This window comes from Micromonospora sp. NPDC005806 (genome assembly GCF_042871425.1).
Classification (GTDB): Bacteria; Actinomycetota; Actinomycetes; order Mycobacteriales; family Micromonosporaceae; genus Micromonospora.
In genome coordinates this window covers 67,369-82,280 of sequence record NZ_JBIAIL010000011.1, presented here as the reverse complement: position 1 = coordinate 82,280, position 14,912 = coordinate 67,369, and the positions used below count along the sequence as shown (strand labels likewise).

The 14,912-nt window shown below is 73.6% G+C and carries 12 protein-coding genes; all 12 read right to left on the bottom strand.

Going from position 1 to position 14,912, the window contains the following annotated elements; translation table 11 throughout:
- Positions 1 to 2 precede the first annotated feature (2 nt).
- Positions 3 to 986: an AAA family ATPase gene (locus ACFYOS_RS14475; RefSeq protein ID WP_387140358.1), complete on the bottom strand. Its 984-nt coding sequence runs from the start codon at positions 984 to 986 to the stop codon at positions 3 to 5.
- A 266-nt stretch (positions 987 to 1,252) separates the two neighbouring features.
- Complete coding sequence (locus ACFYOS_RS14470; protein WP_387140355.1) at positions 1,253 to 3,214, bottom strand: primosomal protein N'; 1,962 nt, start codon at positions 3,212 to 3,214, stop codon at positions 1,253 to 1,255.
- Between the two features lie 59 nt (positions 3,215 to 3,273).
- Complete coding sequence (metK, locus tag ACFYOS_RS14465; protein ID WP_387140352.1) at positions 3,274 to 4,479, bottom strand: methionine adenosyltransferase; 1,206 nt, start codon at positions 4,477 to 4,479, stop codon at positions 3,274 to 3,276.
- An 85-nt stretch (positions 4,480 to 4,564) separates the two neighbouring features.
- Entirely contained in the window at positions 4,565 to 5,773 is a 1,209-nt protein-coding gene (gene coaBC / locus ACFYOS_RS14460; RefSeq protein ID WP_387140349.1) for a bifunctional phosphopantothenoylcysteine decarboxylase/phosphopantothenate--cysteine ligase CoaBC, read from the bottom strand.
- A 15-nt stretch (positions 5,774 to 5,788) separates the two neighbouring features.
- Complete coding sequence (gene rpoZ / locus ACFYOS_RS14455; RefSeq protein ID WP_091341624.1) at positions 5,789 to 6,055, bottom strand: DNA-directed RNA polymerase subunit omega; 267 nt, start codon at positions 6,053 to 6,055, stop codon at positions 5,789 to 5,791.
- A gap of 45 nt (positions 6,056 to 6,100) precedes the next feature.
- Complete coding sequence (locus ACFYOS_RS14450; RefSeq protein ID WP_387140346.1) at positions 6,101 to 6,634, bottom strand: guanylate kinase; 534 nt, start codon at positions 6,632 to 6,634, stop codon at positions 6,101 to 6,103.
- A gap of 25 nt (positions 6,635 to 6,659) precedes the next feature.
- Positions 6,660 to 6,977, bottom strand: coding sequence for an integration host factor, actinobacterial type (gene mihF, locus ACFYOS_RS14445; RefSeq protein WP_046564635.1), 318 nt, complete (start codon positions 6,975 to 6,977; stop codon positions 6,660 to 6,662).
- A gap of 178 nt (positions 6,978 to 7,155) precedes the next feature.
- Positions 7,156 to 7,992 (bottom strand): orotidine-5'-phosphate decarboxylase, encoded by an 837-nt coding sequence (gene pyrF / locus ACFYOS_RS14440; protein WP_387140343.1) that lies wholly within the window; start codon positions 7,990 to 7,992, stop codon positions 7,156 to 7,158.
- A 150-nt stretch (positions 7,993 to 8,142) separates the two neighbouring features.
- Positions 8,143 to 9,417 (bottom strand): adenosylmethionine--8-amino-7-oxononanoate transaminase, encoded by a 1,275-nt coding sequence (locus ACFYOS_RS14435; protein ID WP_387140340.1) that lies wholly within the window; start codon positions 9,415 to 9,417, stop codon positions 8,143 to 8,145.
- Entirely contained in the window at positions 9,414 to 10,433 is a 1,020-nt protein-coding gene (locus tag ACFYOS_RS14430; RefSeq protein WP_387140337.1) for a quinone-dependent dihydroorotate dehydrogenase, read from the bottom strand. The genes ACFYOS_RS14435 and ACFYOS_RS14430 overlap by 4 nt, the downstream gene beginning before the upstream one ends.
- A complete protein-coding gene (carB, locus tag ACFYOS_RS14425; protein WP_387140334.1) occupies positions 10,430 to 13,777 on the bottom strand; it encodes a carbamoyl-phosphate synthase large subunit in 3,348 nt (1,115 codons plus the stop codon). The genes ACFYOS_RS14430 and carB overlap by 4 nt, the downstream gene beginning before the upstream one ends.
- A complete protein-coding gene (carA, locus tag ACFYOS_RS14420; protein WP_387140598.1) occupies positions 13,770 to 14,912 on the bottom strand; it encodes a glutamine-hydrolyzing carbamoyl-phosphate synthase small subunit in 1,143 nt (380 codons plus the stop codon). The genes carB and carA overlap by 8 nt, the downstream gene beginning before the upstream one ends.

Here is a 14,912-nt window from a genome sequence, read left to right as displayed (position 1 = left end):
GGTCAGGCGACGGTGCCCGGCTCCCCGGCCAGCACCGCGTCCCCGCCTAGCAGGGCGTGCTCGGGCAGCGGGAGCTGGAGGCCGTGCGCGGCCTCCCAGTCGTGGATCAGGCTGGGGCGGGCCTGGGCGGCGAAGTAGTCGACCGCGGACATCCCGCCGACCACCGGCTCCTCCACCTCGGCGGCCAGCCGGGCCGGGACCAGCGGGAAGCCGTTCTGCAGGGCGGCGCTGAGCCGGCGGTGCCCGTCGACCACGAAGAAGTACTCCCCGGTGTAGCCGATGGTCAGCGGCACCAGGGCCTCGTCACCGGCCTCGGCCACGTCGCCGACGAACTCCGAGTCCCAGAGCCCGCGAAGGGTGGCGATGTCCTCGGTCGGGTAGACCCGGGCCGGGTCGAGCAGCAGCAGCGGCTGGCCCTCGGCCACCACGTCGGCGCCGAGCCGGCCCTCGTAGACGTCGATGACGTGCTGGATCACCTGCTCCGGGGTGGCCCGGGTGGTGTCGCAGATCAGGTCGTAGTTGCGCAGCCGCGCCTTGTCGACGCCGTACCGCACGATGAACCGGCCGCGCTCGCTCTCGCTGCGCTCCCTGAGCTTGGCCCTCGCCTCATTCAGCGAGGTGTAGCTCTCCGCCGGGCCGGACGGCCGGGCGAGCACCCGCCGGGCCGCCTCGGTCGGCTCGGTGATCATGTGCACCTTGAGCGCGTCGGTGAAGAAGTGCCAGGCCAGCCGGGAGTCCATCACCAGGCGCTCACCGGAGGCGGCGATATCCCGCTGGAGCTGATCGACGTACCCGTCGACGGCCTGGTCCAGCTCGGCGTGCAGGTTGAGCTGGAGGGCGGTCATCTGCCGCTCCTGCGCCATCTGCCGGTAGAGGTCGCCGACGCTGACCCGGCGCATGTTCAGCCGCTTGGCGATCTCGACGGAGACGGTGCTCTTGCCGCTGCCGAGGTCACCATTGAAGACGATCGAATGACGAACGGTCACGACTGGTCCACCCCTGATCAGCGCCGCATTGACATCATCGAGTTGGCGTCGGCCCGACGCGCTTCCGCCATCGTCGCGCCATCCTGCGACAACTCCAGCTCGGCGCGTCGGACGCCGCGCCGCGACCTGGAGCCGTCGTGCACTCAGCATGACGGGCTACGTTATCACGCGCCGTTCACCGACCGGCCGCACGAGGTGTGCGACAAACCCCTGGTCACGCCCCTGGGCGACCAGCCAGGCGCGGCACGTCACGACGCGGCGGGCGGTCAGAACAGACTCAGCGGGTCGACCTGGAGCCGGACCGGATCGGCGGCCTTGCGGGCGCTGCGCTGCCCGGCGGCGGTGTGCAGCGCCTCGGCGAGCGCGGCCGCCCGGGCCCGGGGCACCCGGACCAGCATCCGTTCCCGCCCCTCGTCGGCCGGCACCGGGCCGAGCACCTCCGCGCCGTCGGGCAGCCGGGCGCCGGCCAGCAGGTCCGCCACCGCGTCCGCCACACCGGTGACGCTGGCCATCCGGACCGCCGGGGGGAAGCCCAGCTCGCGCCGCTCGGCCAGCTCACGAGCGGCGAACCAGGCCGCGTCCCAGCGCAGCAGGGCCTGCACGGGGGCCAGGGCGCCGTCCGCCACCACCACCACCCGGCCGCCCGCGTCGCCGGGCCGGGCCAGCGCGGCCGCGGCCAGCCAGCGCCGCAGCGCCTCCTCCCCCGCCCGCAGGTCGGCCCGGGTGAGCAGCGCCCACGAGTCGAGCAGCAGCACCGCCCCGTACCCGCCCTCGGCGACCGGCTCGGCCCCCGGGGTGGCGACCACCAGGCCCGCTCCGCCGGGCACCGTGCCGAGCACCTCCTCCCGGCCCGAGGTGCGCACCGGGACGCCGGCGAAGGCGCGGCCGAGCTCCTCGGCGGTTCGCCGGGCGCCGGTGACCGCGGCCCGCAGCCGCCGTCCACCACACTCCGGGCAGGCGTACGCGGCGACGACCCGGCCACACCAGCGGCAGGCCGGCGCCCCCTCGGCGGAGGGCAGCGCAAGGGGTCCCGCACAGTGCGGGCAGCGCGCCGGGGTGCGGCAGTCGGCGCAGGCCACCGAGGGTAGGTAGCCGCGGCGGGGCACCTGCACCAGCACCGGCAGGTCGGCGCGGAGCGCGTCCCGGGCGGTGGTCCAGGCCAGGCTGGGCAGCCGAGCGGAGGCGGCACCGGGGTCCCGGGCCAGGTGCGGATCGTCCCCGGTGGGCGCGATGGCCGGCACCCGGGCGCGGACGGTGGCCCGGTCGGCCACCACCTCGCGGGCCCAGCGGGTCTCCACCAGCAGCTGCGCCTCGGCGGTGCGGGCGTACCCGCCGATCAGGGCGGCAGCCGCGCCGAGCTGGGCCCGGGTGAGCAGCACCTCCCGGGCGTGCGGGTACGGCGCCCGGGGCTCGGCGTGCAGGTCGTCGCCGTCGTCCCAGATCGCGACGAGACCGAGCCGGTCCACCGGGGCGAACATCGCCGCGCGGGTGCCGACGACCACGGGCACGTCGCCGCGCAGGGCGGCGAGGAAGGCGCGGTAGCGCCGGGCCGGGCCCAGCGCAGCGGAGAGGCAGACGTGCCGCCCCGGCCCGAGGACCCCGGTCAGTGCCGCGTCGAGGCGGTCCAGGTCGCGGGCGTCGGCCACCACGACCACCGCGCCCCGGCCGCCGGCCACGGTGGCGGCGACGGCGTCGGCGTACCGGGCGGCCCAGTCCTCGCCGGGCAGCGCGGACCAGACCGCGCGGGGCGCCCGCCCGTCGGTGAGCGCCCGCAGGAAGGCCGGGCCGGCCGGGTAGTCCCGCCAGCCGCGCGGGTCCACCGGCGCCGGCGACGGCGCGGCCGCGGGCCCGGCAGCGTCGGCGGCGGTGGGGTCGGCCGCCGGGGCACCGGGGTCGGTGGCGGCCGCGGTGACGTCCTTCTCCACCCGGGCATGCCGGGGCGGGACGGCGAGCCGGAGCACGTCGGCGAGGCTGCCGGCGTACCGGTCGGCGACCGCCCGGGCGAGCCGGGCGACCTCCGGGGCCAGCACCGGCACCGGGGAGACCACCTTCTCCAGGTACGCCAGCCGGGGGTGATCGGACTCCTCGACCCGCTCCAGCAGCCAGCCGTCGACGAGCTGGCCGGCGAAGCGCACCTTCACCCGCACGCCGGGCTGCGCCGGGCCGTCCAGCTCGGCGGGGACCAGGTAGTCGAACGGGCGGTCGAGGTGGGCCAGGGGCAGGTCCACGCAGACGCGAGCGACCGGCGACCCCGTCGCGGGTTGCCGGTCGCTGCGCCTGGTGCCGGTCAGGCTCCCGCGGCCGACTTGAGGTCGGCGGCCCGGTCGGTGCCCTCCCAGGTCAGGTCCGGCAGCTCACGGCCGAAGTGGCCGTACGCGGCGGTCTGCTGGTAGATCGGGCGGAGCAGGTTGAGGTCCCGGATGATGGCGGCCGGGCGCAGGTCGAAGACCTCCGCGACGGCCTTCTCGATCGAGGCGACCGGCACGGTCTCGGTGCCGAAGGTCTCGATGAAGAGGCTGACCGGGTGCGCCTTGCCGATCGCGTACGCGACCTGCGCCTCGCAGCGCTCGGCGAGCCCGGCGGCGACCACGTTCTTGGCGACCCAGCGCATCGCGTACGCGGCGGAACGGTCGACCTTGGACGGGTCCTTGCCGGAGAAGGCGCCGCCGCCGTGGCGGGCGTAGCCGCCGTAGGTGTCGACGATGATCTTGCGGCCGGTGAGGCCGGCGTCGCCCATCGGGCCGCCGATCTCGAACCGCCCGGTCGGGTTGACCAGCAGCCGGTAGCCCTCGGTGTCCAGGCCGAGGCCCTCCAGCTCGGGCGTGATGACGTGGTCCCGGACGTCCGGGGTGAGCAGCGAGTCGAGCGAGATGTCGGCGGCGTGCTGGCTGGAGACCACGACCGTGTCGAGGCGGACCGGGCGCAGGCCGTCGTACTCGATGGTCACCTGGGTCTTGCCGTCCGGGCGCAGGTAGGGAATGGTGCCGTCCTTGCGCACCGCGGCGAGGCGACGGGCCAGCCGGTGGGCCAGCGCGATCGGCAGCGGCATCAGCTCGGGCGTCTCCGAGCAGGCGAAGCCGAACATCATGCCCTGGTCGCCGGCGCCCTGCGCGTCCAGCGCGCTCTCCGAGGAGCCGGTACGCAGCTCGAACGCGTTGTCCACACCCTGCGCGATGTCCGCCGACTGAGCGCCGATGGAGACGCTGACGCCGCAAGAGGAGCCGTCGAAGCCCTTCTTCGACGAGTCGTACCCGATCTCCAGGATGGTCTCCCGGACGATGGTCGGGATGTCGGCGTACGCCTTGGTGGTCACCTCGCCGGCGACGTGCACCTGGCCGGTGGTGATCAGGGTCTCGACCGCGACGCGGCTGTGCGGGTCCTGGGCGAGCAGGGCGTCGAGAATGCCGTCACTGATCTGGTCGGCGATCTTGTCCGGGTGGCCTTCCGTGACCGATTCGGACGTGAAGAGACGTGTCACGGCACTCCTAAGCATGTGAAAGCTCTTTGAAAAGGTCGCTCGGCGGCAGTTTAGTCACCGTGCTCCCAGGGTGACCCGGGGAACCCGAGGTGACCAACCGTCAGGATTGCTCCGTCAGCCGGGCGACCACGAGGTCCCAGACGGCGTCGGCCAGGTCCTCCTTGGGCTGCTCGGGCAGCCGGTGCACCGAACCGTCCGCCCCGATCACCGTGGCGGCGTTGGTCTCGGCGCCGAAGACCTTGTCCACGCCGACCTCGTTGATCACGATGAGGTCCGCCCGCTTGCGGGCGAGCTTGGCCCGACCGTTCGCCTCGGCGTCCCCGGTCTCGGCGGCGAAGACCACCAGCACCTGCTCCGGCCGCCGGCGCTGGCCCAGCTCCGCCGCGATGTCGGGGTTGGTGACCAGCTCGATGGTGGGCGCGCTGCCGTCCTCCGCTTTCTTGATCTTACCGGGTGCGTAGCTGGCCGGGCGGAAATCGGCGGGGGCGGCGGCCATCACCACGGCGTCCGCGGCCGCGGCCGCCGCCAGGGTCGCCGTGCGCAACTCCTCGGTGGTGCCGACCCGGACCAGGTCCACGCCGGCCGGCTCGGCGAGCGCGACGTTGGCCGAGACCAGGGTGACCCGGGCGCCCCGGGCCACGGCGGCGCGGGCGAACGCGTACCCCTGCTTGCCGGAGGAACGGTTGCCGAGGAAGCGGACCGGGTCGAGCGGCTCGCGGGTGCCGCCGGCGGTCACCACCACGTGCCGGCCGGCCAGGTCGGCCGGGGCGTCGACGCCCCGGGCCAGGGCGCGCCGGGCGACCGCGAAGATCTCCGCCGGGTCGGGCAGCCGGCCCTTGCCGGTGTCCTTGCCGGTGAGCCGGCCGACCGCGGGCTCGATCACCCGGACGCCCCGGGACCGCAGGGTCGCCACGTTCGCGGCGGTGGCCGGGTGCTCCCACATCTCGGTGTGCATCGCCGGGGCGAGCACCACCGGGCAGCGGGCGGTCAGCAGGGTGTTGGTGAGCAGGTCGTCGGCGAGGCCGTGGGCGGCCTTGGCGAGCAGGTCGGCGGTGGCGGGGGCCACCACGACCAGGTCGGCGTGCTGACCGAGGCGGACGTGCGGCACCTCGTGCACGTCCGACCAGACGTCGTCGGCGACCGGCTGGCCGGAGAGCGCGGCCCAGGTCGGCGCCCCGACGAAGCGGAGCGCCGACGCGGTCGGCACGACCCGGACCCGGTGGCCCGACTCGGTGAAGAGCCGGAGCAGCTCACACGCCTTGTAGGCGGCGATGCCGCCGCCGACCCCGAGGACGATCTCGGCGGCCATCGGCGCGGGCGGGCCTTACGGCTGGTCGGTCGGCTCGGCGGTGAGCAGACCCGCGTTGATCTCGCGCATGGCGATGGAGAGCGGCTTCTCCTGCGGAGTGGTCTCCACGAGCGGGCCGACGTACTCCAGCAGGCCCTCGCCGAGCTGGCTGTAGTAGGCGTTGACCTGGCGCGCGCGCTTGGCGGCGAAGATCACCAGCGCGTACTTCGAGTCCGTCTTCTCGAGGAGCTCGTCGATCGGCGGGTTGGTGATGCCCTCGGGGTTGGTGGCGATGGATCCCACGAATAACCTCTGCGTCTTTGTGCACCGCCCGGCGGCGGTGGCCGCTCAACCGCTCAGGCGCGGTTGGGCCGGAGCCAGGAAGGATGAACCGAGCAAGCCTACCAGCTCCTCCGCCGCGCGCTCGGTGTGGTCGTGCACCACGGCGTGGGCGAAGGCGGCGGCGACGGCCGGGTCCGGCCGGTACGACGGTGGGGCGAGGAGCACCAGCTGCGCGTCCGGCACGACGGCCCGGGCGGCGAGCGCGCCCGGCAGGTCCAGCGGCAGCAGCACCGGCCGGCCCTCGGCGAGCCGGGCCCGGATCCCCTCGCGCGGCACGCCGCGCCGGAACGGCCCGATCCGGCTCCACTCGAGCAGCTCGTCGGCCGCGATCATCCGGTCGAACGCGGCCGCGTCCAGGAAGATCCGGTCCACCCCCGGCACCTCGCCGGGGCGCTGCGGCCGGGTGGTCGCGGGCACGGGCCGCCACACCGAAGGAAAGCGCGCCCGGACCTGCTCGACGACACTCTCCCGGCCGGCACCCGAAGGTCCGGCCAGGACAGTGAGCCGAGCCGCCGGGCGCGCCTCGTCATCCGTGCTCACCGCTTGTTTCTACACGCCTTGGGCGTCAGTTGGCGGCGAACTCTCCAAGCAGAGCCTTGCGCTGCTGCTCGCCCAGACCGCGCAGGCGACGGCTGTCGGCGATCTTGAGCTTCTCCATGATCTGGGTGGCCCGGATCTTGCCGATGCCCGGCATCGCCTGCAGCACGGCCGACACCTTCAGCTTGCCGACGACGTCGTCGGACTCGGCCTGCTCAAGGACGGTGGCGAGGCTGGTCTTGCCCTGCTTGAGGTCCTCCTTCAGCTTGGCACGGGCCTTGCGGATCTCCGCGGCCTTCTCCAGCGCGGCAGCGCGCTGCTCGGGGGTCAGTGACGGGAGCGGCACCAGTTCTCCTCAGGTCCCTAATGCGGCGGGCGGGGCGCACCGCCGCTTCTGTGAAACGTGGTGACGCTGGCAACCAAAGGGGTCCGTGGTTCCCAGCGCGGGGAAAACTAGCGGTCAACGGAGCTTTCGGCAACGTGGGCGCGCGAGATCAACAGAATGTGACGGAGCCGTCATGCGATTACGCGCCGGCCAGGGCGGCCTCGCACTCCGCCCGTACCCGGTCGACGGCGGTCCGCAACGCGGCCACGTCCGGGCCGGCGTGCAGCACCTCGCGGGAGTACGACGGCAGCACAGCCGACACGCTCGAACCGAAGACGGTACGCAGGTCCGCGGCCGAGGCGCCCTGCGCCCCGAGCCCCGGAGCGAGCAGCGGACCGTGCACGCCGGAGAGGTCGTGGCCGGTCTCGCTGATCGTCGCACCGACCACCAGCCCGAAGCTGCCGAGCGGGTCCGCACCCCGGTTGAGCTGGGAAATCTCGTCGATGACGGTCTGCGCCACGGTCCGCCCGTCGGCGGTGACGGCCCGCTGCACGGCGGCGCCCTCCGGATTGGAGGTGAGCGCCAGGACGAACACGCCGCCCCCGTGCGCGGTGGCCAGCTCGAACATCGGCGCGAGCGAGCCGACCCCCAGGTAGGGGCTCGCGGTCACCGCGTCGACATACAGCGGGCTGGATGGATCGAGGTACGCCGACGCGTACGCGCTGACCGTCGAGCCGATGTCGCCCCGCTTGACGTCGAGGAGAACGAGTGAGCCACAATTTCGCAACTGTCGGATAGTTGACTCAAGGATTCCGACACCCCGCGAGCCGAACCGCTCGAAGAAGGCCGACTGCGGCTTGACCACCGCGACCCGGTCGCCGAGCGCGTCCACCAGCGTCCGGCAGAACCGGTCCAGGCCCTCGACGTCGTCGGACAGCCCCCAGCGGGCCAGCAGCCCGGGATGCGGGTCGATGCCCACGCAGAGCGGTCCCCGCTCGGCCACGGCCCGGTGCAGACGGGCGCCGAAACTCTCCATCGCGACTCTCCATCTCCTCGCGCGGCGTCGCGCCGCGCGGTGTCCGCGACGGGCACCCCGTCGCCCGTCCTCCTGTCACCGGCCACCGTCGGCAGCCGGACCGTACGGCCACCGGTGGCGACCGGTTCGCCGCGGCCCTCCCCCGCCGGCTCAGCCCGCCTTGACCGCGGCCTCGATGCCGGCCGCGATCCGGGAAACGTCCGCCTCGTCGGTGACGTACGGCGGCATGGTGTAGACCAGGTCCCGGAACGGCCGCAGCCAGACGCCCTGCGCGACCGCGGCGGCGGTCGCCCGGGGGATGTCCACGTCGTGGTCGAGCTGGACCACCCCGATCGCGCCGAGCACCCGCACGTCGGCGACGCCAGGAACGGCCCGCAACGGCTCCAGGCCGGCCCGCAGCCCGTCGGAGATCCTCGCCACCTGTGCGGACCAGTCCCCGGCCCGCAGCAGCTGCAGGGAGGCGTTGGCGACCGCGCAGGCGAGCGGGTTACCCATGAAGGTCGGGCCGTGCGCCAGCACTCCGTCCGCGGAGATCCCGCGGGCGACCTCCGCGGTGCACAGGGCGGCGGCCAGGGTGAGGTAGCCGCCGGTGAGCGCCTTGCCGACGCAGAGCACGTCCGGGGCCACCCCGGCGTGCTCGGCGGCGAACATGGTCCCGGTGCGGCCGAAGCCGGTGGCGATCTCGTCGAAGACCAGCAGGATGCCGTGCGCCCGGGTCACCTCGCGCAGCACCCGCAGGTAGTGCGGGTGGTGGAAGCGCATGCCGCCGGCCCCCTGGACCACCGGCTCCACGATCACCGCGGCCAGCTCGTCGGCGTGCCGCTCCACCGCGTCCACCAGGGCCGCCTCGTACGCCGGATCCGGCGGGGTGTCGAAGCCGCCCGGCGGCACCGGCGCGAAGACCTGCCGGGGCAGCACGTCCCCCCAGAGGTGGTGCATGCCGCCCTCCGGGTCGCAGACGCTCATCGGGTGGAAGGTGTCGCCGTGGTAGCCGCCCCGCCAGGTACCCAACCGGCGGCGCTCCGGCCGCCCGCTGGCCCGCTGGTACTGCAGGCACATCTTCACCGCCACCTCGACGCTGACCGAGCCGGAGTCGGCCAGGAAGACGTGTTCCAGGCCGTCCGGGGCCAGCTCGACCAGGGTCCGCGCCAGCCGTACCGCGGGCTCGTGGGTGAGGCCGCCGAACATCACGTGGCTCATCCGGCCGAGCTGGTCGGTGACCGCGGCGTCCAGCACCGGGTGCCGGTAGCCGTGGATGGCCGCCCACCAGGACGACATGCCGTCGACCAGCTCCCGGCCGTCGGCCAGGCGCAGCCGTACGCCCTCGGCGCTGTCCACCACGTAGGGCGGGCTGGCCGGCGGCAGCGCCGCGTACGGGTGCCAGACGTGCCGGCGGTCGGCGGCGAGGATCTCCTCGGGCGTCACGGGGCTCTCCGGGCCGCCCCGGCGACCGATCGGACCAGGGCCGGACCGCGGTAGATGAATCCGGTGTAGAGCTGCACCAGGCTGGCGCCGGCGTCGAACATCCGGGCCGCGTCGTGCGGGTCGAGGATGCCGCCGACCCCGATCACCGGCAGCCGGCCGCCGGTCTCCCGGTGCACGAGGGCGACCACCTCGCGGGCGCGACCGGACAGCGGACGCCCGGACAGGCCGCCGGTCTCCGCGCCGCGCGCCCGGTCGGCCGGGGCGAGCCCGTCCCGGGCCAGGGTGGTGTTGGTGGCGATCACCCCGGCCGCCCCGCGGTCGAGGCAGACCTCCAGCAGCTCGGCGATGGCCGGCTCGGTGAGGTCCGGGGCGATCTTCACCAGCACCGGCTTCTCCCCCACCAGCGCCGCGAGCAGCGCGTCCAGATGGGATCGGTCCTGAAGGGACCGCAGGCCGGGGGTGTTCGGTGAGGACACGTTGACCGCGAAGTAGTCGCCGTGCTCCCGCAACGTCCGGTAGGAGGCCAGGTAGTCCTCGACGGCCTGGTCGAGCGGGGTCACCTTGGACTTCCCGAGCGAGATGCCCAACGGCACCCCGATCGGGCGCGGCAGCGCCGCCAGCCGGGCGGCGAGCGCCTCGGCCCCGGCGTTGTTGAAGCCCATCCGGTTGACCACGGCCTCGCTGTCGCGCAGCCGGAACAGCCGGGGCCGGGGGTTGCCCGGCTGGGCGTGCGCGGTGACCGTGCCGACCTCGACGAAACCGAAGCCGAGCGCCGGCCACGCCGGCAGCGCGACACCGTTCTTGTCCATGCCGGCGGCCAGCCCGACCGGGTTGGGGAAGTCCACCCCGAACACGGTGCGCGGCGCCGGCCGGAAGTAGCGCGTCCGCAGCGTGGCCAGGGCGGCCGGCCGGCGGGACAGCCCCGCCAGCCGGTGCAGGGTCCACTCGTGCGCGGCCTCCGCGTCCCCGCCCCCGATCCGGAACAGCTGCGGGCGGACCACCCGCTCGAAGATCACTGCCGGGCCCGCAGGGCGGCGTGCAGCTCCTGGAGGGGACGGACCTGCATGTCGCCCCGGATCCGGGCCTCGATGCCCATCACCGCGGCCGCCGCGCCGGGCACCGTGGTGACGCACGGGATGTCGGCGGTGACCGCCGCGCTGCGGATCTCGTACCCGTCGGAGCGGGCGCTCGCGCCGGAGCCCTGCGGGGTGTTCACCACCAGGGCCACGTCGCCGCCGAGGATCAGCGACACCGCGTCCTCGCCCTCGCCCGACTCGTAGTGCTTGCGGATCTGCTCGCAGGCGATGCCGTGCCGGCGCAGCACCTCCGCCGTGCCGGTGGTGGCGACGATGTCGAAGCCCAGGTCGGCGAGGCGCTTGATCGGGAAGATCATGCCGCGCTTGTCCCGGTTGGCGACCGAGACGAAGATCTTCCCGGCGGTGGGCAGCGAGCCGTACGCCGCCGCCTGCGACTTGGCGAACGCCTGGCCGAAGCCGGTGTCGATGCCCATCACCTCGCCGGTGGACTTCATCTCCGGGCCGAGCAGCACGTCGATGCCCTTGCCGGACGGGGTGCGGAACCGCTTGAACGGCAGCACCGCCTCCTTGACCGCGATCGGGGCGTCGGCCGGCATGGTGCCACCGTCCCCGGTGGGCGGCAGCACCCCCTCGGCGCGCAGCTCGGCGATGGTGGCGCCGAGCGCGATCCGGGCCGCCGCCTTGGCCAGCGGCACGGCGGTGGCCTTGGAGACGAACGGGACCGTCCGGGAGGCGCGCGGGTTCGCCTCCAGCACGTAGAGCATGTCGCCCTGGAGCGCGTACTGGACGTTGAGCAGGCCCTTCACCCCGACGCCGCGGGCGATCGCCTCGGTGTAGCGGCGTACCTGGGCCAGGTGGGAGCCGGCCAGGGTGATCGGCGGCAGCGCGCAGGACGAGTCGCCGGAGTGGATGCCGGCCTCCTCGATGTGTTCCATCACCCCGCCGAGGTAGACGTCACCGTCTGCGTCGACCAGCGCGTCCACGTCGATCTCGATCGCGTCGTCGAGGAACCGGTCCACCAGCACCGGGTGGTCGGGCGAGATGTCGGTGGCCCGGCCGATGTAGTCGTGCAGGGTGGGGTCGTCGTAGACGATCTCCATGCCCCGCCCGCCGAGCACGTACGACGGGCGCACCAGCACCGGGTACCCGATCTCGTCGGCGATCGCCTTGGCCTCGTCGTACGAGGTGGCCATGCCGTGCGCCGGGGCGCGCAGCCCGGCCCGGGCCAGCACCGCGCCGAACGCGCCGCGCTCCTCGGCCAGGTGGATCGACTCCGGCGAGGTGCCGACCACGGGCACGCCGGCGTTCTTGAGCCGCTGGGCCAGGCCGAGCGGGGTCTGCCCGCCGAGCTGCACGATCACCCCGACCACGCCCGGGCCGCCGGCCGCCCGGCCGGAGGAGTCCTCGGCGTGCCACACCTCGAGGACGTCCTCGAAGGTCAACGGCTCGAAGTAGAGCCGGTCGGCGGTGTCGTAGTCGGTGGAGACGGTCTCCGGGTTGCAGTTGGCCATCACCGTCTCGTAGCCCACCTCGCGCAGCGCCATGACGGCGTGCACGCAGGAGTAGTCGAACTCGATGCCCTGCCCGATCCGGTTCGGCCCGGAGCCCAGGATGATCACCTTGGGCCGGTCCGAGGGCGCGACCTCGGTCTCCTGGTCGTAGGTGGAGTAGTGGTACGGCGTCGTCGCCGCGAACTCGGCGGCGCAGGTGTCCACCGTCTTGTAGACCGGGCGCACGTCGAGCCGGTGGCGCAGGGTGCGGACGCCGTCCTCGGCGGCAAGTTCGGGGCGGAGCGCCGCGAGCTGCCGGTCGGACAGGCCGGCCCGCTTGGCCCGGCGCAGCAGGTCGGCGTCGAGCACCGGGGCGTCCACGATCTCCGCCCGCAGCTCCACCAGCGCGGCGATCTGGTCCAGGAACCAGGGATCCATCCCGCCGGACGCCTCGGCGACCTCGGCGATGGACGCGCCGAGGCGCAGCGCCCGCTCCACCGTGTAGAGCCGACCGTCGTGCGGCATCCGCAGCGCGGCGAGACTGTTCTCCTTGGTTGCCCCCTGCGGATCCGGCACACTCCAGAAGCCGGCAGATTTTGTCTCCATCGAGCGCATCGCCTTGTTCAGCGCCTCGGTGAAGTTGCGGCCGAGGCTCATCGCCTCGCCGACCGACTTCATAGTGGTAGTCAGCTCCGGGTCCGCGCCGGGGAACTTCTCGAACGCGAACCGGGGGATCTTCACCACCACGTAGTCCAGGGTCGGCTCGAACGCCGCCGGGGTCTTCAGGGTGATGTCGTTGGGGATCTCGTCCAGGGTGTAGCCGATGGCCAGCTTCGCGGCGATCTTGGCGATCGGGAAGCCGGTGGCCTTCGAGGCCAGGGCCGAGGAGCGGGAGACCCGCGGGTTCATCTCGATCACGACGATCCGGCCGTCGGCCGGGTTGACCGCGAACTGGATGTTGCAGCCGCCGGTGTCCACCCCGACCTCGCGGAGCACCGCGATGCCCAGGTCGCGCAGCCGCTGGTACTCCCGGTCGGTCAGGGTCATCGCCGGAGCGACGGTGACGCTGTCACCGGTGTGCACGCCCATCGGGTCGACGTTCTCGATCGAGCAGACCACCACCACGTTGTCGTGGCGGTCGCGCATGAGCTCGAGCTCGTACTCCTTCCAGCCGAGCACACTCTCCTCGATGAGCACCTCGTGCACGGGGCTGGCGGCCAGGCCGGTCCCGGCGATGCGCGCCAGGTCCTCGTCAGTGTGCGCCATGCCGGAGCCGAGGCCGCCCATGGTGAACGACGGCCGGATCACCACCGGCAGGCCCAGCTCGATGGCGGTCTCCCGGACCTCGTCCATCGAGTGGCAGACCCGGGAGCGCGGCACCAGCGAGGACGGGTCCGCCAGGCCGATCCGGACGCCCGCCTTGGCGACGATGTCCTTGAACAGCTGCCGGTCCTCGCCGCGCCGGATCGCCTCGATGTTCGCGCCGATCAGCTCGACACCGTACTTCTCCAGGACGCCGGCCTCGTGCAGGGCGACCGCGGTGTTCAGCGCGGTCTGCCCGCCCAGGGTGGGCAGCAGCGCGTCGGGGCGCTCCTTGGCGATGACCAGCTCGACGAACTCCGGGGTGATCGGCTCGACGTACGTGGCGTCGGCGAACTCCGGGTCCGTCATGATCGTGGCCGGGTTGGAGTTGACCAGGCTGACCCGGATCCCCTCGCTGCGCAGCACCCGGCAGGCCTGAGTGCCGGAGTAGTCGAACTCGCAGGCCTGCCCGATCACGATCGGCCCGGAGCCGATCACCAGGACGTGCTTGAGGTCGGTCCGCTTAGGCATTCTTTCCGCCTTCGATGAGCTCGGCGAAGCGGTCGAACAGGTAGTCCGCGTCGTGCGGGCCGGCTGCCGCCTCCGGGTGGTACTGGACGGTGAAGGCGGGCACGTCCCTGGCCCGCAGCCCCTCGACCACGTTGTCATTGAGGCAGACGTGGGACACCTGGACGCCGCCGAACTCGGTGTCGATCACCTGGTCGGGGACGACCGCCCCGGCCTGCGCGCCCGGCACCTCGACGGCGAAGCCGTGGTTGTGGCTGGTCACCTCGACCTTGCCGGTGGCCCGGTCGAGCACCGGCTGGTTGATGCCGCGGTGGCCGTAGCCGAGCTTGTAGGTGCCGAAGCCGAGCGCCCGGCCGAGGATCTGGCTGCCGAAGCAGATGCCGAACAGCGGGATCCGCCGGCTCAGCACCTGCCGGGCCAGCGCCACCGGTCCGTCGGCGGTGGCCGGGTCGCCCGGGCCGGGCGAGAAGAACACCGCATCCGCCCCGGTGGCGAGCAGGTCCTCGATGGAGGCGGTGGCGGGCAGCACGTGGGTGGTGACGCCGCGGGCGGCGAGCCGGCGGGGCACGTTGCGCTTGATGCCCAGGTCCAGCGCCGCGACGGTGAACCGGTGCGGGCCCTGCGCCTCGACCACGTACGGCTTCGCGGTGGTCACCTCGGCGGAGAGGTCCGCGCCGACCATCCGCGGCGAGCTGCGGACCCGCTCGAGGAGGGCGCGCGGGTCGTCGTCGACGCTGGAGATGCCGACCCGCATCGCGCCCCGCTCGCGCAGGTGGCGGGTGAGCGCCCGGGTGTCCACGCCGCTGATGCCGACCACGCCCTCGGCGGCGAGCCGGTCCTCCAGACCGCCGGTGGCCCGCCAGTTGGAGCCGATCCGGGCCGGGTCGCGCACCACGTACCCGGCGACCCAGATCCGGCCGGACTCGTCGTCTTCGTCGTTGACGCCGGTGTTGCCGATGTGCGGCGCGGTCTGCACCACCACCTGGCGATGGTAGGAGGGGTCGGTCAGGGTCTCCTGGTAGCCGGTCATGCCGGTGTTGAAGACGGCCTCGCCGAAGGTCTCCCCGACGCTGCCGTACGCCTCGCCGTGGAAGGTGCGCCCGTCCTCGAGCACGAGGATCGCGGGCCTACGCTTCAC